Annotated in this window: 21 protein-coding genes; 9 read left to right on the top strand and 12 right to left on the bottom strand. The window is 65.4% G+C overall.

Annotation, left to right across the window (positions count from 1 at the left end):
• The first annotated feature begins 269 nt into the window (after window positions 1–269).
• Genes ACWKWX_RS02655 through ACWKWX_RS02665 form a run of 3 tightly spaced genes read left to right on the top strand, consistent with a single transcriptional unit; the run spans window position 270 to window position 5,475 of the window.
• Window positions 270–1,361, top strand: coding sequence for an efflux RND transporter periplasmic adaptor subunit (locus ACWKWX_RS02655; RefSeq protein ID WP_483826965.1), 1,092 nt, complete (start codon window positions 270–272; stop codon window positions 1,359–1,361).
• Window positions 1,358–2,428, top strand: a complete 1,071-nt coding sequence (locus ACWKWX_RS02660; RefSeq protein ID WP_483826966.1) for an efflux RND transporter periplasmic adaptor subunit — start codon at window positions 1,358–1,360, stop codon at window positions 2,426–2,428. Before ACWKWX_RS02655 ends, ACWKWX_RS02660 begins: the two co-directional genes overlap by 4 nt.
• A complete protein-coding gene (locus ACWKWX_RS02665) occupies window positions 2,425–5,475 on the top strand; it encodes an efflux RND transporter permease subunit (RefSeq protein ID WP_483826967.1) in 3,051 nt (1,016 codons plus the stop codon). Before ACWKWX_RS02660 ends, ACWKWX_RS02665 begins: the two co-directional genes overlap by 4 nt.
• Before the next feature lie 389 nt (window positions 5,476–5,864).
• Here ACWKWX_RS02665 and ACWKWX_RS02670 read toward each other — a convergent pair whose 3' ends face one another.
• The 10 genes from ACWKWX_RS02670 to ACWKWX_RS02715 form a co-directional block, all read right to left on the bottom strand.
• The gene (locus tag ACWKWX_RS02670) at window positions 5,865–6,497 is read right to left on the bottom strand and encodes a class I SAM-dependent methyltransferase (RefSeq protein ID WP_483826968.1); all 633 of its coding nucleotides are present in this window, start codon (window positions 6,495–6,497) and stop codon (window positions 5,865–5,867) included.
• Window positions 6,498–6,537: 40 nt separating this feature from the next.
• Window positions 6,538–7,182 carry a methionine ABC transporter permease gene (locus tag ACWKWX_RS02675; RefSeq protein ID WP_476296359.1) on the bottom strand — a complete coding sequence of 215 codons (645 nt, stop codon included), beginning with the start codon at window positions 7,180–7,182 and terminating at the stop codon, window positions 6,538–6,540.
• Window positions 7,172–8,290, bottom strand: a complete 1,119-nt coding sequence (locus ACWKWX_RS02680) for a methionine ABC transporter ATP-binding protein (RefSeq protein ID WP_483826969.1) — start codon at window positions 8,288–8,290, stop codon at window positions 7,172–7,174. The genes ACWKWX_RS02675 and ACWKWX_RS02680 overlap by 11 nt, the downstream gene beginning before the upstream one ends.
• A gap of 2 nt (window positions 8,291–8,292) precedes the next feature.
• Window positions 8,293–9,084 carry a MetQ/NlpA family ABC transporter substrate-binding protein gene (locus ACWKWX_RS02685; protein WP_416421529.1) on the bottom strand — a complete coding sequence of 264 codons (792 nt, stop codon included), beginning with the start codon at window positions 9,082–9,084 and terminating at the stop codon, window positions 8,293–8,295.
• A gap of 105 nt (window positions 9,085–9,189) precedes the next feature.
• Complete coding sequence (locus ACWKWX_RS02690; protein WP_483826970.1) at window positions 9,190–10,551, bottom strand: LLM class flavin-dependent oxidoreductase; 1,362 nt, start codon at window positions 10,549–10,551, stop codon at window positions 9,190–9,192.
• 102 nt (window positions 10,552–10,653) lie between these two features.
• Window positions 10,654–11,361, bottom strand: a complete 708-nt coding sequence (locus ACWKWX_RS02695; RefSeq protein WP_483826971.1) for a hypothetical protein — start codon at window positions 11,359–11,361, stop codon at window positions 10,654–10,656.
• Window positions 11,362–11,543: 182 nt separating this feature from the next.
• Window positions 11,544–12,287, bottom strand: coding sequence for an L-cystine ABC transporter ATP-binding protein TcyN (gene tcyN / locus ACWKWX_RS02700; protein ID WP_473006915.1), 744 nt, complete (start codon window positions 12,285–12,287; stop codon window positions 11,544–11,546).
• A 4-nt stretch (window positions 12,288–12,291) separates the two neighbouring features.
• Complete coding sequence (gene tcyL / locus ACWKWX_RS02705; RefSeq protein ID WP_416421526.1) at window positions 12,292–12,960, bottom strand: cystine ABC transporter permease; 669 nt, start codon at window positions 12,958–12,960, stop codon at window positions 12,292–12,294.
• Complete coding sequence (gene tcyJ, locus ACWKWX_RS02710; RefSeq protein ID WP_416421525.1) at window positions 12,957–13,754, bottom strand: cystine ABC transporter substrate-binding protein; 798 nt, start codon at window positions 13,752–13,754, stop codon at window positions 12,957–12,959. Before tcyJ ends, tcyL begins: the two co-directional genes overlap by 4 nt.
• 121 nt (window positions 13,755–13,875) lie before the next feature.
• Window positions 13,876–14,874, bottom strand: coding sequence for a D-cysteine desulfhydrase (locus ACWKWX_RS02715; protein ID WP_483826972.1), 999 nt, complete (start codon window positions 14,872–14,874; stop codon window positions 13,876–13,878).
• 245 nt (window positions 14,875–15,119) lie between these two features.
• On the opposite strand from ACWKWX_RS02715, the gene epsC reads away from it, so the two are divergent.
• Both epsC and betT read left to right on the top strand, forming a co-directional pair.
• Window positions 15,120–16,055 carry a serine O-acetyltransferase EpsC gene (gene epsC, locus ACWKWX_RS02720; RefSeq protein WP_416421523.1) on the top strand — a complete coding sequence of 312 codons (936 nt, stop codon included), beginning with the start codon at window positions 15,120–15,122 and terminating at the stop codon, window positions 16,053–16,055.
• 256 nt (window positions 16,056–16,311) lie between these two features.
• Window positions 16,312–18,276, top strand: coding sequence for a choline transporter BetT (gene betT / locus ACWKWX_RS02725; protein ID WP_416427495.1), 1,965 nt, complete (start codon window positions 16,312–16,314; stop codon window positions 18,274–18,276).
• 85 nt (window positions 18,277–18,361) lie between these two features.
• Here betT and ACWKWX_RS02730 read toward each other — a convergent pair whose 3' ends face one another.
• Complete coding sequence (locus ACWKWX_RS02730) at window positions 18,362–19,090, bottom strand: SDR family oxidoreductase (RefSeq protein ID WP_483826973.1); 729 nt, start codon at window positions 19,088–19,090, stop codon at window positions 18,362–18,364.
• Between the two features lie 115 nt (window positions 19,091–19,205).
• Here ACWKWX_RS02730 and ACWKWX_RS02735 point away from each other — a divergent pair, with 115 nt between their 5' ends.
• The gene (locus ACWKWX_RS02735) at window positions 19,206–20,099 is read left to right on the top strand and encodes a LysR family transcriptional regulator (protein ID WP_483826974.1); all 894 of its coding nucleotides are present in this window, start codon (window positions 19,206–19,208) and stop codon (window positions 20,097–20,099) included.
• 75 nt (window positions 20,100–20,174) lie between these two features.
• Here the strand turns inward: ACWKWX_RS02735 and ACWKWX_RS02740 are convergent, their stop codons facing one another.
• Window positions 20,175–21,200: a LacI family DNA-binding transcriptional regulator gene (locus ACWKWX_RS02740; protein ID WP_483826975.1), complete on the bottom strand. Its 1,026-nt coding sequence runs from the start codon at window positions 21,198–21,200 to the stop codon at window positions 20,175–20,177.
• A gap of 216 nt (window positions 21,201–21,416) precedes the next feature.
• Here ACWKWX_RS02740 and ACWKWX_RS02745 point away from each other — a divergent pair, with 216 nt between their 5' ends.
• The 3 genes from ACWKWX_RS02745 (at window position 21,417) to mgrA (ending at window position 26,169) form a co-directional block, all read left to right on the top strand.
• On the top strand, window positions 21,417–23,660 hold the full coding sequence (locus tag ACWKWX_RS02745) for a TonB-dependent receptor (RefSeq protein WP_483826976.1): 2,244 nt from the start codon (window positions 21,417–21,419) through the stop codon (window positions 23,658–23,660).
• Between the two features lie 2 nt (window positions 23,661–23,662).
• Window positions 23,663–24,991, top strand: coding sequence for an LLM class flavin-dependent oxidoreductase (locus ACWKWX_RS02750; protein WP_483826977.1), 1,329 nt, complete (start codon window positions 23,663–23,665; stop codon window positions 24,989–24,991).
• Between the two features lie 140 nt (window positions 24,992–25,131).
• Complete coding sequence (gene mgrA / locus ACWKWX_RS02755; protein ID WP_483826978.1) at window positions 25,132–26,169, top strand: L-glyceraldehyde 3-phosphate reductase; 1,038 nt, start codon at window positions 25,132–25,134, stop codon at window positions 26,167–26,169.
• Window positions 26,170–26,220 lie beyond the last annotated feature (51 nt).

Raw genomic sequence — 26,220 nt, forward strand, 5'->3', positions numbered from 1 at the left:
GCGCGGCGCAGGGCCGCCAGCAGTTTGATCACGTCCTGGGGGTCGAGCTTTTTCACGGTGTTGTTATTCATTATTGGACTTCCTTGGCACGGGCAGAAAGTTTTCGAGTACGCCCGTGCGAAAAAGATCCCACCCGGGGTGAAAAATCCTCGAACAAGTTTTCAGCGGATGACCGCACGTACATGGCAGTTGTCCGCACGATGAACACTGAGCTACCCTCACGGCTCATAATGAATCTGAGCTAAAACAGCGCACGCAAAGGAGCCTGCATGGCTGCTCTTCGGTTGGGTTGGGTGTTGGGTGCTTGCCTTGCGGCAACCCTGGCCGGTTGTGGGCAGGGCAAGCCGGAGGAACCGCAGCGGCCCAGGGTGAAGGTGCAGACGGTGCAGAGCACCGACTTTGCCGCGCCCGTGAGCCTGACCGGCGATATTCAGGCGCGGGTGCAGACCCAGCTGTCGTTCCGCGTGGGTGGCAAGATCATCAAGCGCATGGTCGACGTCGGCGACCGCGTCAGCGCCCGCCAGGTGCTGGCCCAGCTCGACCCCAAGGACCTGCAGACCAACGTCGACTCGGCCAAGGCCGCGGTGTTCGCCGAGCAGGCGCGGGTCACCCAGACCCAGGCCGCCTTCGTGCGCCAGCAGAAGCTGCTGCCCAAGGGCTACACCAGCCAGAGCGAATACGACTCCGCCCAGGCCGCGCTGCGCAGCAGCCAGAGCGCCCTGGCCGCCGCCAACGCGCAGCTGGCCAGCGCCCGCGAGCAGTTGAGCTATACCGACCTGATCGCCGAGGCGCCCGGCATCATCACCGCCCGCCAGGCCGAAGTCGGGCAGGTGGTGCAGGCTACCGTGCCGATCTTCAGCCTGGCCCGCGACGGCGAGCGCGACGCGGTGTTCAACGTCTATGAGTCGCTGTTCGTGCAGCCTGCCGGCGACCAGCAGGTGCCGGTCAGCCTGGTCGAAGACCCGAAGGTGAAGACCACCGGCAAGGTGCGCGAAGTGACCCCCGCGGTGTCGGCGCAGACCGGCACCCTGCAGGTTAAAGTGGCGCTGGCCGGCCTGCCGCCGGGCATGAACCTGGGCTCGGTGGTCAGCGGCACCCTTAGCGGGCCGGCCAAACCCAGCATCGAGCTGCCCTGGTCGGCCCTGACCAAGGACGGCAGCGACCCGGCCGTGTGGCGGGTGGACGCGCAGAACAAGGTCAGCCTGAAGAAAGTCACCGTCGCCCGCTACCTCACCGGCAAGGTGGTGGTGGGCGACGGCTTGCAGGATGGCGACAAGATAGTGGTGGCCGGGGTGCAACTGCTGCACCCGGACATGCAGGTCGAAATCGCTGCCCAGGCCACTGCCGAGGACAAGCCATGATCCGTGCATTGACCTCGCTGTGCCTGGGCCTGGCGCTGCTGGGCTGTTCGAAGAATGAACCGCCGCCCGAGCCGGTGCGCCCGGTGCTGTCGGTGCAGATCACCCCGCAGAACATGGAGCAGCTGGGGCGCTTCGCCGGCACCATCCAGGCCCGCTACGAAAGCACCCTGGGCTTCCGGGTGTCCGGGCGCATCGCCCGGCGCGCCGTGGACGTGGGCAGCGAAGTGAAGGCCGGCGACCTGCTGGCCACCCTCGACCCCACCGACCTGCAGAACCAGGTGCGTTCCACCCAGGGCGACCTGGCGCGGGTGCAGGCGCAGTGGATCAACGCCCAGGCCGACGCGCGCCGCCAGCAGGAGCTGTTCGACCGTGGCGTGGGCGCCCAGGCGCAACTGGACGTGGCCCAGACCAACCTGAAAACCACCAAGGCGTCGCTGGACCAGGCCCAGGCCTCGGTCAGCCAGGCCAAGGACCAGCTCAACTACAGCGAACTGCGCACGGACCACGACGCCGTGGTCACCCACTGGAACGTCGAGGCTGGCCAGGTGGTCAGCGCCGGCCAGGAAGTGGTGACGTTGGCGAGGCCCGATATCAAGGAAGCGGTGATCGACCTGCCGTCGTCCCTGGCCGAACAGCTACCGCCGGGCGTGACCTTCACCGTCGCCGACCAGCTGGAGCCGAGCATCAGCACCACCGCCACCTTGCGCGAACTGGAACCCCAGGCCGACAGCGCCACGCGCACCCGCCGCGCACGCCTGACCCTGGCCGACACGCCGCCGGCGTTCCGCCTGGGCACGGCCATCGGCGTGACCCTGAGCACCGCCATCGAACCCAAGGTGGAGCTGCCGCTCAGCGCCATCCAGGAGGCCGAGGGCCAGTCACGCATCTGGGTCATCGACATGCAGAACCACACCGTGGCGCCGCGTGCGGTGCACGTCATCAGCCGTGACCAGGACTCGGTCATTGTCAGCGCCGGGGTACAAGCCGGCGAGCGCGTGGTCAGCGCCGGCGTCAACAGTCTCAAACCGGGGCAGAAGGTCAAAGTGGACGAGGGCAGCAAGCAATGAAAGGAAGCTTCAACCTGTCCGACTGGGCGCTGAAACACCAGTCCTTCGTCTGGTACCTGATGTTCGTGGCGCTGCTGATGGGGGTGTTTTCCTACCTCAATCTTGGCCGCGAGGAAGACCCCAGCTTCACCATCAAGACCATGGTCATCCAGACTCGCTGGCCGGGCGCCACCCAGGACGAAACCCTGCTGCAGGTGACCGACCGTATCGAGAAGAAGCTCGAGGAGCTGGACTCCCTCGACTACGTGAAAAGCTACACCCGCCCCGGCGAATCCACCGTCTTCGTGTACCTGCGCGACACCACCAGCGGCAAGGCCATCCCGCAGATCTGGTACCAGGTACGCAAGAAGATCGACGACATTCGCAGCAGTTTCCCCCAAGGTATCCAGGGCCCGGCGTTCAACGACGAGTTCGGCGACGTATACGGCTCGATCTACGCCTTCACCGCCGACGGCCTGAGCATGCGCCAGCTGCGCGACTACGTGGAGCAGGCCCGCGCCGAGATTCGCCAGGTGCCGGGGCTGGGCAAGATCGAAATGATCGGCGCCCAGGACGAGGTGCTGTACCTGAACTTCTCCACCCGCAAGCTGGCGGCCCTGGGCATTGACCAGCGCCAGGTGGTGCAGGCGTTGCAGGCGCAGAACGCGGTGACGCCGGCCGGGGTGATCGAGGCCGGGCCCGAGCGCATTTCCGTGCGCACCAGCGGCCAGTTCGCCTCCGAGAAAGACCTGGCGGCGGTGAACCTGCGGCTCAACGACCGCTTCTACCGCCTGGCCGACGTCGCCGACATCCAGCGCGGCTACAGCGACCCGCCCACGCCGATGTTCCGCTTCAACGGCCAGCCGGCCATTGGCCTGGCCATCGCCATGCGCGACGGCGGCAACATCCAGTCGTTCGGCAAGGCCCTGCACCAGCGCATCACCGAGATCACCGCCGATATGCCGGTGGGCGTCGGCATCCACAACGTCTCCGACCAGGCCCAGGTGGTGGAAGAGGCCGTGGGCGGCTTCACCAGCGCCCTGTTCGAGGCGGTGATCATCGTGCTGGTGGTGAGCTTCATCAGCCTGGGCGTGCGCGCCGGGTTGGTGGTGGCCTGCTCGATCCCGCTGGTGCTGGCCATGGTGTTCGTGTTCATGGAATACAGCGGCATCACCATGCAGCGGATCTCCCTGGGCGCGCTGATCATCGCCCTGGGCCTGCTGGTGGACGACGCCATGATTACCGTGGAGATGATGGTCACGCGCCTGGAAATGGGCGAGACCAAGGAGCAGGCGGCCACCTTTGCCTACACCTCCACGGCCTTCCCCATGCTCACCGGCACTTTGGTGACGGTGGCGGGCTTCGTGCCCATCGGCCTCAACGCCAGCTCGGCAGGGGAGTACACCTTCACCCTGTTCGCGGTCATCGCCGTGGCCATGCTGGTGTCCTGGGTGGTGGCGGTGCTGTTCGCGCCGGTGCTGGGCGTGCACATCCTCAGCACCAACGTGAAGCCGCACTCCAGCGAGCCGGGGCGCATTGGCCGGGTGTTCAACAGCGGCCTGCTGTGGGCCATGCGCCACCGCTGGCTGACCATCCTGATCACCGTGGGGCTATTCCTGCTGTCGGTGTTCTGCATGCGCTTCGTGCAGAACCAGTTCTTCCCCTCGTCCGACCGGCCCGAGGTGCTGGTGGAGCTGAACCTGCCGCAGAACTCGTCGATCAACGAGACCCGCAAGGCGGTGGACAAGCTGGAGGCCAGCCTCAAGGACGACCCGGACATCGCCCGCTGGAGCACCTACATCGGCCAGGGCGCGATTCGTTTCTACCTGCCCCTGGACCAGCAGCTGGAGAACCCGTACTACGCCCAGCTGGTGATCGTCAGCAAGGGCCTGGACGAGCGGGCGGCGCTGATGGACCGCCTGCGCAAGCGCCTGCGCGACGACTTCGTGGGCATTGGCAGCTACGTGCAGACCCTGGAAATGGGCCCGCCGGTAGGCCGGCCGATCCAGTACCGGGTCAGCGGCAAGGACATCGACCAGGTGCGCAAGCACGCCATCGACCTGGCCACGCTGCTGGACCAGAACCCGCACATCGGCCAGATCATTTATGACTGGAACGAACCGGGCAAGGTGCTGCGCATCGACATCAACCAGGACAAGGCACGGCAGCTGGGGCTGTCCTCGGAAGACGTGGCCAAGCTGATGAACACCATCGTCAGCGGCACCGCGGTGACCCAGGTCAACGACGACATCTACCTGATCAACGTGGTGGGGCGTGCCGAAAACGCCGAGCGTGGCTCGCCGGAAACCCTGCAGAACCTGCAGATCGTGACACCCAACGGCGTATCGATTCCGCTGCTGGCGTTCGCCACCGTACGCTATGAACTGGAACAACCGCTGGTGTGGCGCCGCGACCGCCACCCCACCATCACAATCAAGGCCTCGGTGCGCGACCAGATCCAGCCCACCGACCTGGTCACCCAGCTCAAGCCCACCATCGACCAGTTCGCCAGCAGCCTGCCGGTGGGCTACAAAGTGGCCACCGGCGGCACCGTCGAAGAAAGCGGCAAGGCCCAGGGCCCCATTGCCCGCGTCGTGCCGCTGATGCTGTTCCTGATGGCGACCTTCCTGATGATCCAGCTGCACAGCGTGCAGAAGATGTTCCTGGTGGCCAGCGTAGCGCCCCTGGGGTTGATCGGCGTGGTGGTGGCGCTGGTGCCCACCGGCACGCCCATGGGCTTCGTGGCCATCCTCGGCATTCTGGCGCTGATCGGCATCATCATCCGCAACTCGGTGATCCTGGTGACCCAGATCGACATCTTCGAGAAGGACGGCTACACCCCGTGGGACGCCGTGGTGCAAGCCACCCAGCACCGCCGCCGGCCCATCCTGCTGACCGCGGCGGCCGCCAGCCTGGGCATGATCCCCATCGCCCGCGAAGTGTTCTGGGGCCCCATGGCCTACGCCATGATCGGCGGCATCATCAGCGCCACGCTGCTGACGCTGCTGTTCCTGCCGGCGCTTTATGTGGCTTGGTACAAGGTCAAGGAGCCGGAGAAGACGGCGTGATGTACCCGCAGCCTTCGACAGCGGCTATGGAGTAGACATAATTTGATACCTAGTCAGCCCAGTGTTGTTGTTGCGGTGGAGATGGCCTCCGATCAACATTGCGGCTGGTTACGAGACAGCAGAAAATTTATCGGCGGTGCTGCGCAGGCCTGTTTCAGCAGGACCATATGAAGGGAAATCGCAGATGCAAGGTTGTTTTGCTTCGGTGCAAAAGACTTATTTGCTAGGCCGTCCTTCCTCGTAGCCAGCCACGTACGATGTAGCCGCTGCCGTCAGGCTGCGCTGGCCGGCATTGCAAACTCTGATTCTTGGGTGTAGTCAGGGGCCAGCGCAGCCTTCGGCAGCGGCTACGGGACTTCGGCATTTGCCTGCACCTGTAGCAGCTGCCGTCAGGCGGCGTCCTTGCGCCACACGCTGGCCAGCCAGGGTTGCTGCTCACGCGGCAACCCTGTTGGGCGGTAGTAGTGTTCAAGCTCCACGAAACCGGCCTCGGCCAGCACTCGCTGCCAATTCTCCAGATCGTGGTAGGCGCCATAGCGCGGGCCTTTCCAGCCTTCCTGGTTGTTGCCGCGGGGGTTGGAGCTGAACAGCACGCCGCCCGGCTTCAGCGTGGCGTGCAGTTGGCTTAGCACCCGTGGCAGTTCCTGGCTGGGGATGTGGAACAGCACGGCGTTGGCGAACACGCCGTCGAAGCGTTCGGCGGGCAGGTCCAGATCGAGGAAGTTCTGCTGCCACACCTCGCAGCCGCTGTCGGCACGGGCCATTTCGGCGAAGCGTTCGCTGCCGTCAAGGCCGGTGGCGATATGGCCCAGGCGGGTGAAGGTGCGCAGGTCGCGGCCCGGGCCGCAGCCGAAATCGAGGATCTGCGCCGGTGCCGGCACCTGCAGGTGGCGCAGCAGGGCGTCGATGTTCTGGCTGACGTCGTGGTCGCGGGTGCCTTCGCGGAAGCTCTCGGCGGTCTGGTTGTAGTTGCCCAGGGTGGTCTGGGTGATCTGTTGCAGGGCCTGGGGATCGAGTTTCATCGCGGTCGCCAACAAAAAAGGTGATGACCACGATGATACCTCAGCGCTTGTTCAACACCTTCGCCAGCCGATCACCGCCAAACTGGATGAACGCCACCAGCACCACCAGCAGCACGATCACCGTGAGCATGATCTGCGAGTCGAAGCGCTGGTAGCCGTAGCGGTAGGCAATGTCGCCCAGGCCGCCAGCACCGATGGCGCCGGCCATGGCCGAGGAGTTGATCATGGTCACCAGGGTAATGGTGAAGCCGCCGACGATGCCCGGCCGCGCCTCGGGCAGCAGCACGTGCCAGATGATGTGCCAGCGCCGGCAGCCCATGGCCTGCGCGGCTTCGATCAGGCCATGGTCGACCTCGCGCAGGCTGACTTCGGCAATGCGCGCGAAGAACGGTGTGGCGGCAATGGTCAGCGGCACCACGGCCGCCCACACCCCGTAGGTGGTGCCGACGATCAGGCGGGTGAAGGGGATCAGCGCCACCATCAGGATCAGGAACGGCACCGAGCGGAACAGGTTGACGAAGGCGCCCAGCACGCGGTTCAAGGCGGGCGCTTCATAAATGCCGCCCTTGCTGCTGGTGACCAGCACCACCGCCAGCGGAATGCCCAGCACCAAGGCGATGAACGAAGACACGCCAACCATCAACAGTGTGTCGAGAATCCCTTGCAACAGCCGTTCAGCCCACATAGCCCAGCACCTCCACGCGGTCGGCCCACAAGGCCGCGCGCTCGATCAGTTGTTCACGTGCCAGCGGCGAGTGCGCCACGGCAATCACCAGCTGCCCCAGCGCGCGACCCTGGATGCGTTCGACGCCGCCTTGCAGCAGGCTGACGCGGCCGCCCAGGCTGTGGAACAGCGCCGACAGGTCGGGCTCTTCGCCGTCGCTGCCGTTCAGGCGCAGGCCCAGCACCAGCGCCGCGGCGGCAGAGCCGGGTTGTTCCTGGATGCGCGCCTGCAGTTCGGCCGGCAGCCCGTGTTGCAGCGGCGCCAACAGGGTCTTGCTGACCGGATGCTGCGGGTCGCCGAACACCTGCCACACCGGGCCTTGTTCCACCACCTGGCCTTGCTCAAGCACCACCACGCGGTCGCAGATGTCGCGGATCACCGCCATCTCATGGGTGATCAGGATGATCGTCAGGCCCAGGCGCTGGTTGATGTCGCGCAGCAGCGCCAGGATCGATTCGGTGGTCTCCGGGTCCAGCGCCGAGGTAGCCTCGTCGCACAGCAGGATGGCCGGGTCATGCACCAGCGCGCGGGCGATGCCCACCCGCTGCTTCTGCCCGCCCGACAGCTGCGCCGGATACACGTGGTGCTTGTCGGCCAGGCCCACCAGGTCCAGCAGTTCGGTGACCTTGCGGTGACGCTCGGCCTGGCTCATGCCGGCTACTTTCAGCGGCAGTTCGACGTTCTGCCACACGGTCTTGGCCGACATCAGGTTGAAGTGCTGGAAGATCATGCCAATGCGCCGACGCAGCTTCACCAGGCGGTCTTCGTCGAATTCGCCTATATCCACCTGGTCGATCAGCACGCGACCGACGCTGGGTTGCTCCAGACGGTTGATGGTGCGGATCAGCGACGACTTGCCGGCGCCGCTGCGGCCGATGATGCCGAAGATCTCGCCACGCTGGATGTTCAGGTCAATGCCTTGCAGCGCTTGCACCGGACCGTGCTGGCCCTGGTAGGTCTTGCCCAGGCCGATGAAGCGCACATGGGCGTTGGCCAGTTCCGGGTGCAGCTGGGTGCGCTCGGCGCTGGCCGGCGGGCGGGTTGCAGTCAGGCGCTGGGCGCTGCTCATGGTCAGCCTCCCCAGCCGGTCTGGTACAGCTTGCCGTAGGTCTTGTCCAAGGCGGCGCGGACCACCGGCGAGTGCTGGTAGATATCGACGAACTTGGCCAGGCGCGGGTCGGCCTTTTCCTTGGGCTGGATCACGAACTGGATCACGTATTCAGGGTGGTCGACGCCGTCGAACAGCAGCGCCGACTCGGCGTCGAAGGTCTTGGCCAGGCGGATGTAGGCTGGGTAGCCCTGCACCAGGTCGGCGTCATCGTAGGCGCGCACCAGCTGCACGGCTTCCACCTGCAGGATCTTCAGGTGCTTGGGGTTGGCGGTGATGTCGTCCTCGGTGGCCTTGTAGCCCACGCCGTCCTTGAGGCTGATGAGCTTGGCCTTGGCCAGCAGCTGCAGGCCGCGGCCGCTGTTGATCGGGTCATTGGCGATGGCCACGGTGGCGCCGTCGGGCAGCTGGTCAAGGCTCTTGTACTTCTTCGAGTACAGGCCGACGTTGTTGATGATGCCGGGAGCGTAGGGCACCAGGTCGAAGCCGGCAGCGGCCTTGGCGTTTTCCAGGAACGGGATGTGCTGGAAGTAGTTCACGTCGATATCGCCGGCCGCCAGGCTGACGTTGGGCGCGATCCAGTCGGTGAACTCCACCAGTTGCACCTTCAGGCCTTGCTTGTCGGCCTCGGCGACGGCGGCTTCCAGCGGGATGGCGAAGGCGGCGGTGGTGCCGATTTTCAGCGGCGCGTCGGCAGCATGGGCAAGCCCCGTGGCCAGGCCGAGCGCGAGCAGCAGGGTGGTGAGTTTTTTCATGTCAGTTCTTCCGGAATTCATCTGGATTCTGTGGGAGCTGGCTTGCCAGCGAGCTTTTGGCGGCCTCAAAAGCTCGCTGGCAAGCCAGCTCCCACAGGTACGTAGTCAGGCAGCAGGGTGTTTGAATTCGCTGGCGATGTGGTTGTGGGGCAGGCGCGGGCCGTGCTCGAAGAGTTTTTCGCGCAGGGTGCCGTCGCCGTACGCGGTCTTGTAGCGCCCGCGTTGCTGCAGTTCCGGCACCACCAGGTCGATGAAGTCCACGTAGCTTTCCGGGGTGACCGTGCGCGCCAGGTTGAAGCCGTCCAGGCCGGTTTCGTCGAGCCAGGCAATCAGCTGGTCCGCCACCTGCTGGGGTGAACCGACCAGGGTGATGTAGCGGCCGCCCAGGGCGTGCTGGTCCAGCAGCTTGCGGCGGGTCCAGTCGTTGTTCTGCAGGTTCTTGGTGGCCGACTGGATGGCGTTGCTTTTCACGTACTGGATCGGCTCGTCGAGCGCGTACTGGGCGAAATCGATACCGGTGGAGCTGGCGAAATGCGCCACGCCGGCCTCGGCGCTGGCGTATTGCAGGTATTCGGCGTGCTTGGCGTGGGCGGCTTCCTCGGTGGCAGCGACAATCACTGTCAGGCCCATGAACACCTTGATGTCCTCGGCGCGGCGGCCGGCCGCAGCGGCGCTGGCGCGTACCTTGTCCACCTGGGCGCGGGTAGCCGCCTTGGTCTGGCCGCTGATGAATACGCACTCGGCGTGGCGGCCGGCGAACAGCAGGCCGCGGTCCGAGGCGCCGGCCTGGAACAGCACCGGCGTGCGCTGGGGCGAGGGCTCGCACAGGTGGTAGCCGTCAACCTGGTAGAACTCGCCCTGGTGCCGCACCTTGTGCACCTTGCTTGGCTCGGCGTACACCCGGCGTGCCGGGTCGTTGACCACGGCGTCGTCTTCCCAGCTGCCTTCCCACAGCTTGTACAGCACCTGCAGGTATTCGTCGGCCTGGTCGTAGCGGCGGTCGTGCTCGGCCTGCTCGCTGAGGCCCATGGCCTTGGCGGCGCTGTCCAGGTAGCCGGTGACGATGTTCCAGCCCACGCGGCCACGGCTCAGGTGGTCGAGCGTGGACATGCGCCGGGCGAACAGGTACGGCGGCTCGTAGGTGAGGTTGGCCGTCAGGCCGAAGCCCAGGTGCCGGGTGACGGCGGCCATGGCCGACACCAGCAGCAGCGGGTCGTTGACCGGCAGCTGGATGGCCTCGCGCAGTGGCACGTCGACGCTGTGCTGGTACACGTCATACACGCCGACGATGTCGGCGATGAACAGCCCGTCGAACAGGCCGCGCTCCAGCGTCTTCGCCAGCTCGGTCCAGTATTCGATTGTCTTGTACTGGCTGGAGGTGTCGCGCGGGTGTGTCCACAGGCCGTGGTTGATGTGCCCTATGCAGTTCATGTTGAAGGCGTTGAGCAGGATCTTTTTACCGGTCACCAGATAGTCCTCGGCGGAATAGCGCCGCGTTGTCGCGGCGGAAAATGCGCAGGTCCGGTGGTCCGGTTCATATACCCTAATCGTGTATAAAGTTTAAATATACTAACCTTTAGGAATATCAATAGAAGTGGCGTCGCGGTACACCCGCACCTGCCGGGCAGGGGCCCAGCCAGACGGATTGCCGACCCGGTCGAGGATGCAATAGGTGGCTTCCAGGTGGTCGTCCTGGCCGGCTTCGCGGATGACCTTCTTGGGGATGCGGCCGCTCACCGGCAGCCCTACCTGGCACGGCAGCAGGGGCGGCAGGTCCAGGCGCAGGTCGCCCCAGCGCAGGGTCAGGCAATCCAGCGCAGCCATGTGCTGCCAGGGCTCGACACTGAACGGCACGCCGCGCTTGAGGGTGTTCAGGCAGACTGCCTCGGGCAGTTCCAGCGGGGCGAGGAACTGGTTTTCCTCGGCGCCGTGCAACGGGTTGCCCGGGCACTGCAGTTTCACGCTGAAGGCCAGCGCCGGTGAGCGTTGCGCCTGATACCCCACGCGCAGCACCCGGTAATACAGGTGCGCCTCGCCGTTCAGGGCGAAGCTGGCCGGGATCGGCAGTTGCAGGGTGCGGCCGGGCTCGCCGGGCTGCACGACGTGGGCGGTGACAAAGCAGCTGTTCCAGAACAGCTCCAGCAGGTCGCCCTGGTCCATGTGTTCCCAGGGTTCGATGGCGGCGCACAGGTGGCGGCTGGCATGCAGGCCGAGGCCGTGGTTGGCCAGCAGCGGCAGGGCAGGGGGCAAGAGTTCAGATCCGTTGAACAGGCGCATGGCGATTCTCCTTGAAGGCCGGCGTCCTTCATAGGTGCTCGCTAGGGTGGGGTCAAGGTGGGGGGATTGCCGTTGGTTGCGTTCAGACGGTTCCTACGGCGACCGTGTGGCTCTCGGACGCTGCCTGGCGGCAGCTGCTACGGGTCCGCGTAGCAGCTGCCGCCAGGCAGCGTCGAGGCCCGTCAGCCGGCCAGGAACTTGCTGAGGAATTGCCTGGTGCGTTCTTCGCGCGGGTTGGCGAACAACGCTTTCGCCTCGCCCTGTTCCACGATCACGCCCTTGTCGAAGAACACCACACGGTTGGCCACGTCACGGGCGAACGCCATTTCGTGGGTGACGATGATCATCGTGCGCTTTTCTTCGGCCAGGCTGCGAATGGTCGCCAGCACTTCGCCCACCAGCTCCGGGTCCAGCGCCGAGGTGGGTTCGTCGAACAGAATCACCTCCGGCTCCATGGCCAATGCGCGGGCAATGGCCACCCGTTGTTGCTGCCCGCCGGACAGCCTGCGCGGGTAGGCGTCTTCCTTGCCGGCCAGGCCAACCTTGGCCAACAGCTTGCGGCCCAGGGCCTCGGCCTGGGCGCGCGGGGTCTTCTTGACCACCACCGGGCCTTCAATCACGTTTTCCAGCGCGGTGCGGTGCGGGAACAGGTTGAAGTTCTGGAACACGAAGCCCACCTGCTGGCGCAGGCGCCGAATCAGCCCTTGCTGCTGGGCGATGCGGCTGCCGTCGATCTCGATGTCACCCATACGGATCCGTCCGCTGTCCGGGGTTTCCAGCAGGTTCAGGCAGCGCAGGAAGGTTGTCTTGCCCGAGCCGCTGGGGCCGATGATGGCCACCACCTCACCGGCATCCACCTGCAGGTCGATGCCCTTGAGCACGGCGTTGCCGTTGAAATGCTTGGTCAGTTTTTCCACCACGATCATGGCGTCAGGCCTCCTGGTCATGGCGGTTCACCCGCGCTTCGAGACGGTTCTGCAGCGCCGACAGTGCGCTGGCCAGTACCCAGTAGATCAGCGCGGCGGCCAGGTACATGGTGAACACTTCGAACGTACGCGCGGTGATCAGTTGCGCCTGGCGGAACAACTCGGGCACCTGGATGGTCGCGGCCAACGCCGTGTCCTTCACCAGCGAGATGAAGCTGTTGCCCAGCGGCGGCAGGGCGGTGCGCGCGGCTTGCGGCAGGATCGCCCGGCGCAGGGTCTGGCCACGGGTCATGCCGATGCTGGCAGCCGCTTCCCACTGGCCACGGTCCACGGAACTGATGGCCGCGCGCAGGATTTCACAGACGTAGGCCGCCATGTTCAGCGAGAAGCCGATCATGGCTGCCGGCAGCGGGTCCAGCTCGATGCCAACCTGCGGCAGGCCGTAATAGATCACGAACAGTTGCACCAGCAGCGGCGTGCCGCGGAAGAACGACACGTACACCCGCGAAACGCCGCGCGCCAGCATGAAGCGCGACAAGCGCATCAGCGCCAGGCCGAAGCCCAGCAGCAAACCGAAAAACATGCCCCCAAGGCTCAGGAGCACCGTGAATTCGGCGCCCTTGAGCAGGAAAGGCGCTGAATCCAGCGCCAGTTTCAGACTTTCTTCAATCATTTGGTCACGTCAGCGTTGAAGTACTTCTGCGACAGCTTGGCCAGGGTGCCGTCCGCGCGCAGTTTGTCGATGGCCTTGTTGATGGCGGCCAGCAGCTCAGGCTCGCCCTTGCGCAGGGTCACGCCGGCTTCCTGGCGGGAGAACGCCGGGCCGGAGACGGCCAGGGTGTCGTTGGTCTTGCTGATCAGCTCGAAGGCGGCCAGGCGGTCGACCAGGATGGCGTCGATACGGCCAACGCGCAGGTCCTGGTACTTGGTTGGGTCATCGTCGTAGGTCTTGATGATCGCGCCCGGCACGTTGTCCTTCAGCCATTGCTCGTAGTTGGTGCCCAGGCCCACGCCGACCTTCTTGCCGTTCAGGTCGTTGGCCGAGGCGATCTTGCCGGCGTCTTTCTTCTGGGTCAGGGCCTGGATGCCGGACACGGTGTAGGGCTCGGAGAAGTCGTACTTCTTCTTGCGCTCTTCGGAGATGGTCACCTGGTTGATGGCCACGTCCAGGCGCTTGGATTCCAGCGCTGCAAGAATGCCGTCCCACTTGGTCGGCTGCAGCTTGGCGGTCACGCCCAGCTCCTTGGCCAGGGCCTGGGCGAACTCCACTTCGAAGCCGGTGAGCTTGCCGTTTTCGTCGACATAGCTGAACGGTGGGTAGGTGCCTTCCAGGCCGACGCTGATGCTGCCCTTGTCCTGGATGGATTTCAGCTCGTCACCGGCCACGGCCTGGCCGATCAAAGCGGAACCCATGACCAGGCCCATGCTGGCAATGAGGAGATTGCGACGCAACGAAGAGAAAGTCATGTGATGCCCCATATGTTGTTGTGAGGGAAGGCACGCATCCTTGCGTTGGTGGTTGATTATCGCCGCCTGTCGTTATGGCTGAAAATAATAAAAAATTCAGCTTTCTTCTGTTCCAGCTATATCAGTTCGACCAGATGCCGGGGTAGGCGAACAGCGCCGGGGCGCCGCCGGTGTGCAGGAAAATCACCGGGCCGGCGTCCAGGCGCTGGCGGCCGATGCCGTCCAGCAGGCCGGCCATGGCCTTGCCGGTGTACACCGGGTCCAGCAGCAGGCCTTCCTGGTTGGCGACCAGCTTGATGGCCGACAACGTGCCGGCGTTAGGTTCACCATAGCGCGGGCCGAAGAATTCATCCCACAGGGTGACCTTGAAGCTGTCCGGCAGCGGCACGCCCAGCAGCTCGGCAGTGCGTTCGGCCAGGCCCTGCACCTTGGGGCGCTGGGCTTCGTCGGTGCGCGACACGGTGACGCCGATCACTGGCAGCTGCGGCAGCGACTCGCCCAGGCCCAGGGCCAGGCCGCTGTGGGTGCCGGCACTGCCCGAGGCCAGTACCACCGCGGCGAAGTCCAGGCCGGTGGCCTTGATTTGCTCGGCCAGTTCCAGGCCGGCGCGCACGTAACCCAGGGCGCCCAGGGCGTTGGAGCCACCGATCGGCACCAGGTACGGCTTGCGGCCGCTGTCGGCCAGGCGGCGGGCCAGGGCTTGCAGCTGCTCGTCGGCGTTGTCGAGGTTTTCCACCAGTTCGACCTTGGCGTCGAACAGGTCCAGCAGCAGGCGGTTGCCGTTGCCCAGGTAATTGCTGTCGTCGGTGGCGATGGGGTTTTCCAGCAGCGCCACGCAGCCCAGGCCCAGCTTGGCGGCAATGGCCGCGGTCTGGCGCACGTGGTTGGACTGGATGGCGCCGGCGGTGATCAGGGTGTCGCAGCCCTGGGCCAGGGCGTCGGCGGCCAGGTATTCAAGCTTGCGCAGCTTGTTGCCGCCCATGGCCAGCGGGGTCAGGTCGTCACGTTTCACGTAGATATCGCGGCCGACCCACTGTGACAGTCGCTCGAGTTTTTCCAGTGCAGTGGGGGCACCCAGGAGGTCGAGGCGTGGGAAGCGGGCAAGCGATTGCGTGATCATGGGAAATCCGGTGTTGGGGGAAACAGGACTATAGGCAGGCACAGATTGGGGGGCAACCCCACATCCCTGTGGGAGCTGGCTTGCCAGCGAGCTTTTTAGCGGGCCCGAACAGCTCGCTGGCAAGCCAGCTCCCACAAAGCTTATGTTCATAACCTCACCGCCCATCAGAATCCGTTCTTTTTGCGGTGCGACAATCTACCGTACAGTGGGCGCCGAACAGGCGGCCATATCAGGAGTACCCCATCGTGAGCGACAAACCCCAAGCGGCGAACGGCCATTGGCAGTTGCAGTCCATCGTCGGCCAGTTGCGCGGTGCGCGTGAGCAGTGGCGCCGTGAAAACGGGCGCAGCAGTGGCGAGCAGGGGGGCCGGCAGCTGCCGTCGCGCGAAGCGGTGCGCTGCATTCTTGAACAGCTGTGCGGCGCGCTGTTCCCCATGCGCCTGGGCCCGGTGGACCTGCGCGAGGAAAGCGAGGACTTCTACGTCGGCCACACCCTGGACGCCGCGCTCAACGCGCTGCTGGCCCAGGCCCGGCTGGAGCTGCGCTATGCCGCGCGCCACCAGCAACAGCAGGAAGACGTGGACGCCCATGCGCTGCAACTGATCCAAGGCTTCGCCGCGGCGCTGCCCGGGCTGCGCATCTTGCTGGACACCGACGTGCTGGCCGCCTACCACGGCGACCCGGCCGCGCGTAGCGTGGACGAAGTGCTGCTGTGCTACCCCGGCATCCTCGCCATCATCCACCACCGCCTGGCGCACCACCTGTACCGCGCTGGCCTGCCGTTGCTGGCGCGCATCAGCTCGGAGCTGGCGCACTCGGCTACCGGCATCGATATTCACCCCGGCGCGCAGATCGGCCCCAGCTTCTTCATCGACCATGGCACCGGCGTAGTAATCGGCGAGACGGCGATCATCGGCGAGCGCGTGCGCATCTACCAGGCCGTGACCCTGGGCGCCAAGCGCTTCCCGGCGGACGAGTCGGGGCAGCTGCAGAAAGGCCACCCGCGCCACCCGATCGTCGAGGACGACGTGGTGATCTATGCCGGGGCCACCATCCTGGGGCGCATCACCATCGGCAAGGGCTCGACCATTGGCGGCAACGTCTGGCTGACCCGCAACGTGGCGCCGGGCAGCAACCTGACGCAGGCGAATCTGCAGCACGATGACGGCACGCAGAAGTAACCGTGGGAGCTGGCTTGCCAGCGAGCTGTTTAGGCCCGCAAAGCTCGCTGGCAAGCCAGCTCCCACAGGGCCCGGTTTGGAGGGCGGGGCGGTTGTGTGGTTAAATTGAACGGTTGTTCAATTTAAAAGATGTTCGCGATTCGCGTTCTACAGGAGGTCATCCCTTGCTGAAAACGCTCTATTCAGCTGCTTTCCCGCCTTTCGAGGTGCACTGCCAATGAGTGCCTCGTCTTCTCCCGCCAGCGGCAACGTCCGCATGAACCCCCCGGTGTTCTACTTCGCCGCCAGCTTCATCCTGCTGTTCGGCATCGTCGTCATCGCCTTCCCGCAACAAGCCGGGGCCTGGCTCACCGCCGCGCAAACCTGGGCCGCCAACACCGTTGGCTGGTATTACATGCTGGCCATGACCCTGTATCTGGTCTTCGTGGTGGTCACCGCCTTGTCTGGCTACGGCAAGATCAAGCTCGGTGCCGACCACGACGAGCCCGAATTCAGTTACCTGTCATGGGCCGGCATGCTGTTCGCCGCGGGCATCAGCATCACCCTGTTCTTCTTCTGCGTCTCCGAACCCCTGACCCACATGCTCACCCCGCCGCAAGGCGAGGGCGGCACCCAGGCGGCCGCGCGCCAGGCCATGCAGCTGCTGTTCCTGCACTGGGGCCTACACGGCTGGGGCGTGTTCGCGTTCGTGGGCATGGCCCTGGCGTACTTCGCCTACCGGCATAACCTGCCGCTGGCGCTACGCTCGGCGCTGTACCCGCTGATCGGCAAGCGCATCAACGGCCCCATCGGCTACGCGGTGGACGGCTTCGGCATCATCGCCACGGTGTTCGGCCTGGGCGCCGACATGGGCTTTGGCGTGCTGCACCTCAATTCCGGCCTGGATATTCTGTTCGGCGTGCCGCACACCCAGTGGGTGCAGGTGATCCTGATCACGCTGATGATGGGCGCGGCGATCATCGTTGCCGTCTCCGGCGTGGACAAGGGCGTGCGGGTGATGTCCGACATCAACATGCTGCTGGCCGTCGCGCTGCTGCTGTTCGTGCTGTTCGCCGGGCCCACCCAGCACCTGCTGACCACGCTGATCCAGAACGTCGGCGACTACCTGGGCGCGCTGCCGTCGAAGAGTTTCGACGTGTACGCCTACGACAAGCCCAGCGACTGGCTGGGCAACTGGACGGTGTTCTACTGGGCCTGGTGGATCGCGTGGGCGCCGTTCGTGGGGCTGTTCATCGCGCGCATTTCCCGTGGCCGCACCATTCGCGAATTCGTCTTCGGCGTGCTGCTGATTCCGCTTGGCTTCACCCTGGCGTGGATGTCGATCTTCGGCAACAGCGCCATCGACATGGTGCTCAACCACGGCATGACGGCCCTCGGCCAGTCGGCCCTGGCAGACCCGGCCAAGACCCTGTACCTGCTGCTGGAAACCTACCCCTGGAGCCGCACGGTGATTGCCGTGACGGTGTTCATCAGCTTCGTGTTCTTCGTCACCTCGGCGGACTCGGGCACCGTGGTGCTGTCGACCTTGTCGGCCCGTGGCGGCAACGCCGATGAAGACGGGCCCAAGTGGCTGCGCGTGTTCTGGGGCGTGATGACTGCGGTCATCACCAGCGGGCTGTTGTTCGCCGGCAGCATCGACTCGCTGAAGTCGGCGGTGGTGCTGACCTCGCTGCCGTTCTCGCTGATTCTGCTGGCGATGATGTGGGGCCTGCACAAGGCGTTCTACCTGGAGTCCCAGCGCAAGATCGCGCAGATGTACTCCCTGGCCCCGGTGGCCACCAACGCCCGCCGCGGCCGTGGCGGCTGGCGCCAGCGCCTGAGCCAGGCCGTGCACTTCCCCTCGCGCGACGAGGTGTACCGCTTCATGGACACCCTGGTGCGCCCGGCCATCGAGGAAGTCTCGGCGGTGTTCACCGAGAAAGGCCTGAAGGTGGTGACCCAGGAAGACCTCAGCCACGACCAGGTCAGCCTGGAGATTGGCCACGGCGAGGAGCGGCCGTTCATCTATCAGGTGCAGATGCGCGGCTACTTCACGCCGTCGTTTGCCCGTGGCGGCATGGGCACCAAGGAGCTGAAGAACCGTCGTTACTACCGCGCCGAAGTGCATTTGGCCGAGGGTAGCCAGGACTACGACCTGGTGGGCTACACCCGTGAGCAGGTGATCAACGACATCCTCGACCAGTACGAGCGGCATATGCAGTTCCTGCACATGGTCCGCTAACCCCCGTAGCAGCGGCCGCAGGCCGCGTCACAGCCTAAGCGGTTGTGTGCATGACGCAGCCTTCGGCAGCTGCTACGAGGGTGAGTTAGACAATGCCGCCGTTGGCGCGCAGGGTCTGGCCGTTGACCCAGCCGCTGTCGGGCCCTGCCAGGAACGCCACCACGCCGGCGATATCCTCCGGCTGCCCCAGGCGCTCCAGCGGCGGCAGCTTGGCGAAGTGCTGGATCTGTTCTTCGCTTTTCCCCGTCAGGAACAACTCGGTGGCCACCGGCCCCGGCGCCACGGCGTTGACGGTGATTCGGCGCCCGCGCAGTTCCTTGGTGAACACATGGGTCATGGCTTCCACTGCCGCCTTGCTGGCGTTGTAGATGGCGTAGCCAGGCAGTTTCAGGCCCAGCGCCGAACTTGAGAAGTTGATCACCCGCCCGCCGTCGTTCAGGCGCGTGGCGGCTTCGCGCAGGGCGTTGAAGGTGCCGCGGGTGTTGATGGCGAAGATCTGCTCGTACAGCTCGTCCGAGGTCTCGGCGATCGGGGTGGGTTTCATGATGCCGGCGTTGTTCACCAGCACGTCGACCTTGCCCAGTTGCTGCTCGGTGGTGTCGAACAGCTGGCGCATGTCGCTGCTGCTGGCCACGTCGGCCTTCACCGCAATGGCGCGGCCGCCGGCTGCCTTGATCTGGCTGACCAGGGCTTCGGCTTCGGCGGCGCTGCTGGCGTAGTTGACGGCCACGGCAAAGCCGTCCTGGGCCAGGCGTTGGGCGATCACGGCGCCGATGCCGCGGGAGGCGCCGGTGACGATGGCTGTTTTGCTCATGGGGGATGTCCTGTGTCGGGTAGGGGTGGAGCAGAGGTTCACAGGTTTACCCAGCCTGATAAATGCGCCAGAGTTGCCTTGACTGTTCAACTTTCGCCAACAATCAGGGGGCTGCATGGACCAGGTTCGCGCCATGAAAATCTTCGTGCGTATCTTCGAGCGCAGCAGCTTCACCCTGGCGGCCGAAGACCTGAACCTGCCCCGCGCCACCCTCACCCACAGCCTCAACCAGTTCGAAGCCTGGCTGGGCACGCGGCTGCTGGAACGCAGCACCCGGCGCGTGCGCCCCACCCTGGACGGCGAGGCCTACTACGCCCGTTGCGTGCGCCTGCTGGCAGAGCTGGAAGAGGCCGAACTGGCGTTCCGCCAGGTGGCGCCCAAGGGCCGGTTGCGGGTGGACCTGCACGGCTCGCTGGCCAGCTATTTCGTGGTGCCGGCGCTGCCCGAGTTCATCGCCCGCTACCCGGATATCGAGCTGTCGTTCAGCGAGGCGGACCGTTTCGTCGACCTGATCGAGGAGGGCGTGGACTGTGTGGTGCGCGCCGGCAACCTGGGCGACTCGTCGCTGATCGGCCGGCGGGTGGCGAACCTGCCGCAGGTGACCTGCGCCAGCCCCGCCTACCTGCGCACGCACGGCGAGCCGCAGGTGCTGGCGGATTTGCAGCAGCACAAGGCGGTGAACTACGTGTCGCGCACCTCGAACAAGCCGTTTCCCTTTGAGTTCATGGTCGATGGCGAGGTGGTGGAAGTGCAGGTGCCGGGGGCCATCTCGGTGTTCGGCACGCAGATCTACGCGGCAGCGGCGATTGCCGGGCTGGGGCTGTTCCAGGTGCCGCGCTACCGGGTGGCGTTGCCGATTCAGCAGGGCTTGCTCCGCGAGGTGCTGCCGCAGTTCCCGCCGCCGCCCATGCCGGTGTCGGTGCTGTACCCGCAGAACCGCCACATGGCGCCGCGGGTGCGGGTGTTCGTGGATTGGGTGGCAGAGGTCTTTGGAGGAAAAACCTGGTAGGAGCCGACCTTGGTCGCGATGGCGTCCTCAAGGGCCCCATCGCGACCAAGGTCGGCTCCTACGGGTTTGAATTCATCAGGCGCTTTCGCGTTCGATCAGGCGGCACTCCAGCAGGTTGAGGCGTTCGACTTCCACCTCGCCCAAACTCTCCAACACCCGCGTCGCCGCCAGCACGCCAATCTCCAGCGCTGGCGGCTTGATGGTGGTCAGGCTGGGCATCAGCATTTCCGCAAACGGGTAATCGCCGAAGCCCACCACTGCGCAATCCTCGGGGATCTTCACCCCTGCGCGCTGCCCCGCCAGCATGCCGCCGGCCGCCAGGTTGTCATTGGCAAAGATGATCGCCTGGGGCGGCTGCGCGCCTTCCATCAACGCCTGCATGGCCTGCTTGCCCGCTTCGAACGGCGCCAGGCCTTCCTGCGGGGCGAACACCTGCGGTGCCAGGCCCAACTCGGCCATGGTGGCGCTGTAGCCGTCGCGCCGCTCCAGGGCGCTGAAATCGCCGGCCGCGCTGTTCTGCACGAAGGCGATGCGCTGGTAGCCCTTGCCATGCAGGTAACGGGTGGCGGTGACCCCCACCTGGAAGTGCGAGAAACCGATCTGGATGGGGCTGCGTTCGGGCCGGTAGTCCCAGGTCTCGATCAGCGGAATGTCCGCCTCGGCGATCATCTTCTCGGTGGCTTCGCTATGGAAATGGCTGGTCAGCACCAGCGCCGCCGGTGACCAGCCGAGGAACGCGCGCACGGCGCTTTCCTCCTGCTCCACCGAGAAGTAGCTGGAGGCCAGCAGCAGCTGGTAGCCGTGGCGGCTGAGGGTGTCGCTGAAGCCTTGGATGGTGTTGGCGAAGATCGGCCCGGAGATGTTGGGAATCACCATGCCGACGATGCGCCCGCGCGCCGAGGCCAGGCCGCCGGCCACCAGGTTGGGCACGTAGCCCAGCTCATCCACCGCCGCCTTGATGCGCTCGCGGCGCTCGGGTGACACCTGCTCGGGCTGGTTGAAATAGCGCGACACGGTAATCGCCGACACCCCGGCGTAGCGCGCCACGGTGTTCAGCGTGACCCGACCGGCGCCGCGGCGCTTGCGCTTGTCGTCGCTCACTTCAACCTCCTGATAAAACCTAAACGCATATAAAAGTAATTTTTCAGTATTGGACGGTCTATGTCCGGATTGCCGATACTTTCGATGTTAGCGCTAACAAAGTGCTTTGTCTGCTACTCGCTCGAGCGAATGCCCACGACACCTTTTCTGCGAAACGACAGACGCAGTGGCCGCAGAGCCACGGCCAGGGCACAACCTTCGAGCAGGGCATCCGACATGCAAAACCGATTTGGGGATCGTTTCAAAACCACCGCGCTGGTACAGGCCTTCGGCTGGACCCTGGCCGCCTGCGCGGCCATGCCGCTGGGCGCGGTGCAGGCAGCGGATGCCACCACCACCGCCACCGACAGCAGCGCGGAACCGGTGCTGAAATCGGTGACCGTCACCGCCACCCGCCGCGAAGAGTCGCTGCAGAAGGTGCCCGTGGCCGTCACCGTGGTGGATGGTGAGCAGTTGGGGCGCGAGAACCGCACCAACATCGAAAGCATCGTGCAGCAGATCCCCACGGTTAACTTCCGCACCGGCGCGTCGAACAAGGACACCTCGCTGTTCATTCGCGGCGTGGGCACCATCTCCACCTCGCCGGGCGTGGAGCCCACCGTGGCCACCGTGGTCGACGGCGTGGTGTACGGCCGCCCGGGCATGGCCACCCTCGACCTGCTGGACCTGGACCGCATCGAAGTGCTGCGCGGCCCGCAGGGCACGCTGTTCGGCAAGAACGCCTCGGCCGGCGTGCTCAACATCGTCACCAAGGCGCCCACCGACGAGACCCACGGCTACGTGGAACAGTCCTACTACCAGGGCAACGAAAGCCGCACCCGCTTCGGTATCGGCGGCACGCTGATCCCCGGCGTGCTGAAGGGCAACGTCACCGCGCTGGTCAGCGACTACGACGGCAACGTGCACAACAAGACCAACGGCCAGGAGCTCAACGGCTACAACCGCAAGGGCGCGCGCGGCAAGCTGGAGTTCACCCCCAACGAAGACTTCAAACTGACCCTGTCCGCCGACTACATGAACGCCGCCAGCGACGCCCCCAACGGCGTGGTCGCCGCCAGCACCCTGGCGTCGTTCGGCAGCGCGCTGTCGCCGGTCACCGCCAGCTCGCACAACCGCGACATCGTCAGTGACTACCGCACCCACGTCGATGACATCAACAAGGGCCTCTCCGCGCAGGCAGACTGGAACCTGGGCGACTACACCCTGACCTCGATCACCGCCTGGCGCGGCTGGAACAACGACCAGTGGCAGGACGCCGACCGCCTGGCCACCATCAGCGCTGCCTACCCGGGCATCCAGGACAAGGGCACGCTGGACTACGACCAGTACAGCCAGGAGCTGCGCCTGGCCTCGCCCAAGGGCGAGTTCATGGAATACGTGGCCGGCCTGTACTACATGCACGCCCGCGACAAGGAAACCTACGGCCGCACGCTCATCACGCCGACCGCCACCAACAGCGGCCTGGCCAACTACGGCACCACCAGCGACAGCTACGCGGTGTTCGGCGAGAACACCTTCAACTTCACCCCCACCTTCCGCGGCATCGCCGGCCTGCGCTGGACCCACGACGAGCTGAAGTACGACCACGAGCGCACCTCCACCTCGGCCGTGGCGGTGAACGGCATCAACCCGGCCACCAGCAGCTCGGGCGACACCAACGCCGAAGGCTGGTCGGGCCGCCTGGGCCTGCAGTACGACCTCAGCGACAGCGTCACTAGCTACCTGACCTACTCGCGCGGCTACAAGGGCCCGGCCTACAATGTGTTCTTCAACATGCAGCCGCGTGACACCGACGCGCTCAAGCCGGAAACCTCGAACACCTGGGAACTGGGCGTGAAGGCCACCAGCTGGAACAACCGCCTGACCACCAACCTTGCGGTGTTCCACAGCCAGTACAACAACTACCAGGCCAACTTCTACGACACCGTGGCCAACCAGGTGGTGACCCGCCTGATCAACGCCGGCACGGTCAGCACCGAAGGCGTGGAGGGCGACTGGGCCCTGCAGGCTACCCGCAGCCTGAAACTGTCGGGTGCGTTCGCCTACACCCACGCCCGCATCGACCAGTTCAGCTGCCCGGCCGGCGCCGCCGCCTCGTGCAACGTCAACGGCAAGACCCTGCCGTTCAGCCCGGACTGGAAAACCTACGTGCGCGCCGACTACGACATCCCGCTGGACAACGGCATGGACATCGAGCTGGGCACCGACTTCAACTGGCAGAGCAAAGTGCAGTACGACATCAGCCAGAACCCGCTGACCGAGCAGGGCGCCTACGGCATCTGGAACGCCAGCGTCGCCCTGGCCGACTACGGCAGCGGCTGGCGCGTATCGCTGGAAGGCAAGAACCTGGCGAACAAGTCCTACTCGCCACTGCTGGCCAGCGGCACCGGCTACATCTACCGCGCGGTACCGCGTGACGACCAACGTTACTTCGGCATTCAAGTACGCAAGGACTTCTGAACATGAGCCAGGCACCACGACAACTGAAATTGGGCGCGTTCCTGATGGCAACCGGTCACCACGTGGCCGCCTGGCGGCATCCAGAAGTGCCGGCCAACGCCGGGCTGGATTTCAAGCACTACAAGCACTTGGCGCAGGTGGCCGAGCGCGCGCGCTTCGACACGCTGTTCGTGGCCGACAGCGTGGCGGCGGCCACCGGCGACATCGCCAGCCGCATGGCGCGCTCCGACCACTTCGAGCCGCTGACCCTGCTGTCGGCGCTCAGCGCGGTCACCGAGCACATTGGCCTGATCAGCACCGTCACCACCAGCTACAACGAGCCCTACCACGTGGCGCGCAAGTTCGCCTCGCTGGACCACCTGTCCGGCGGCCGCGCCGGCTGGAACCTGGTGACCTCGGACGCCGCTGCCGAAGCGCTGAACTTTGGCCGTGACGAACACATCGGCCACGCCGAGCGCTACAGCCGCGCCCGCGAGTTCTACCAAGTGGTCACCGGCCTGTGGGACAGCTGGGGCGACGACGCTTTCAGCCGCGACAAGGCCAGCGGCCAATACTACGACCCCGCCAAGTTGCACGTGCTCAACCACAGCGGCGAACACTTCAAGGTCAAGGGCCCGCTCAACGTCGCCCGCTCGCCCCAGGGCCGGCCGGTGATCGTGCAGGCCGGCTCTTCGGAAACCGGCCGCGAGCTGGCGGCGCAAACCGCTGAAGTGGTCTTTACTGCCCAGACTTCGCTGGCCAATGCCCAGGCGTTCTACGCCGATTTGAAAGGCCGGCTGGCGAAGTTCGGGCGCAGCGCCGATTCGTTGAAAATCATGCCCGGCGTGTTCGTGGTGGTAGGGGAGACCGAAGCCCTGGCGCGGGAAAAATTCGAGGCGTTCCAGGCTTTGGTCGAACCCGAGGTCGGCGTGGCGCTGTTAGGGCGTATGCTCGGTAACTTCGACCTGTCCGGCTACCCGCTGGACGGCCCGCTGCCCGAGCTGCCGCTGACCGACAGCGGCCAGCAAAGCCGGCAGAAACTGCTGACCGAACTGGCCGGGCGCGAGCAGTTGAGCCTGGCCGAACTGGGCCGCAAGATCGCCGGTGGCCGTGGGCATTACAGCCTGATCGGAACCGCGGTGCAGATTGCCGATCAGTTGCAGGCATGGTTCGAACAAGGCGCGGCCGATGGCTTCAACGTGCTGGTGCCGCATTTGCCCGGCGGCCTGGAAGACTTCGCCGACCACGTGGTGCCCGAGCTGCAACGCCGCGGGTTGTTCAGAACCGAGTACGAAGGCACCACGCTGCGCGAGAACCTGGGGCTGGAGAAACCCACGAACCCATTCTTCTGACACCCAGCGGTGTGAATGCTTTTGTGGGAGCTGGCTTGCCAGCGAGCTTTTGATCGGCAAAAAAACTCGCTGGCAAGCCAGCTCCCACAACAGTCAGCAAACACAGCTGGGTGTGCACAATTTCAACAAGAGAGGAACCGATGACCTACATCGCTGCGCAAGACCGCTACGAGTCCATCCCTTACCGCCGCGTAGGCCGCAGCGGCCTGGTGCTGCCGGCGCTGTCCCTGGGCCTGTGGCACAACTTCGGCGACAGCACGCCCATCGACACCCAGCGCGCGCTGCTGCGCACCGCCTTCGACCTGGGCATCAACCACTTCGACCTGGCCAACAACTACGGCCCGCCCTACGGCAGCGCCGAGATCAACTTCGGCCGCCTGCTGCGCGAAGACTTCAAGCAGTACCGCGACGAGCTGATCATCTCCAGCAAGGCCGGTTGGGACATGTGGCCAGGCCCGTACGGCCAGGGCGGCGGCTCGCGCAAATACATCCTCGCCAGCCTCGACCAGAGCCTGCAGCGCCTGGGCGTGGACTACGTGGACATTTTCTACTCGCACCGCTTTGACCCCGACACCCCGCTGGAAGAAACCGCCGGCGCACTGGCCACCGCCGTGCAGCAGGGCAAGGCGCTGTACATCGGCATCTCGTCGTACTCGGGGGTGAAAACCCGCGAAATCGCCAAGCTGCTGCAAGAGTGGAAAGTGCCGCTGCTGATTCACCAGCCGGCCTACAACCTGCTCAACCGCTGGGTGGAAAAGGACCTGCTGGACGTCACCGACGAGCTGGGCAGCGGCGTCATCGCGTTCACCCCGCTGGCCCAGGGCCTGCTGACCGACAAGTACCTCAACGGCGTGCCCAAGGATGCCCGAGTGAACAAGCCGGGCGGTGGCTCGCTGCTGCAGTCGCACCTGTCGGAAAGCAACCTGGCGCACATCCGCTCGCTGAACGAAATCGCCCAGCAGCGCGGCCAGAGCCTGGCGCAAATGGCGCTGGCCTGGACCCTGCGCGACCCGCGCGTGACCTCGGCGCTGATCGGCGCCAGCCGTCCCGAGCAGATCATCGAGAACGTCGGCGCCCTGAAGAACCTGGCCTTCAGCCGTGAAGAGCTGGAAGCCATCGACCGCTTCGCCGTCGAAGGCGGCGTCAACCTGTGGGAAAAGCCGTCCCTGGCTGAGTAACCCCTCCCAGCCGGGGGCTGCGGCCCCCGGCCCTGCATTGCGAGAACGCCC

It is taken from the genome of Pseudomonas imperatae, assembly GCF_057128625.1.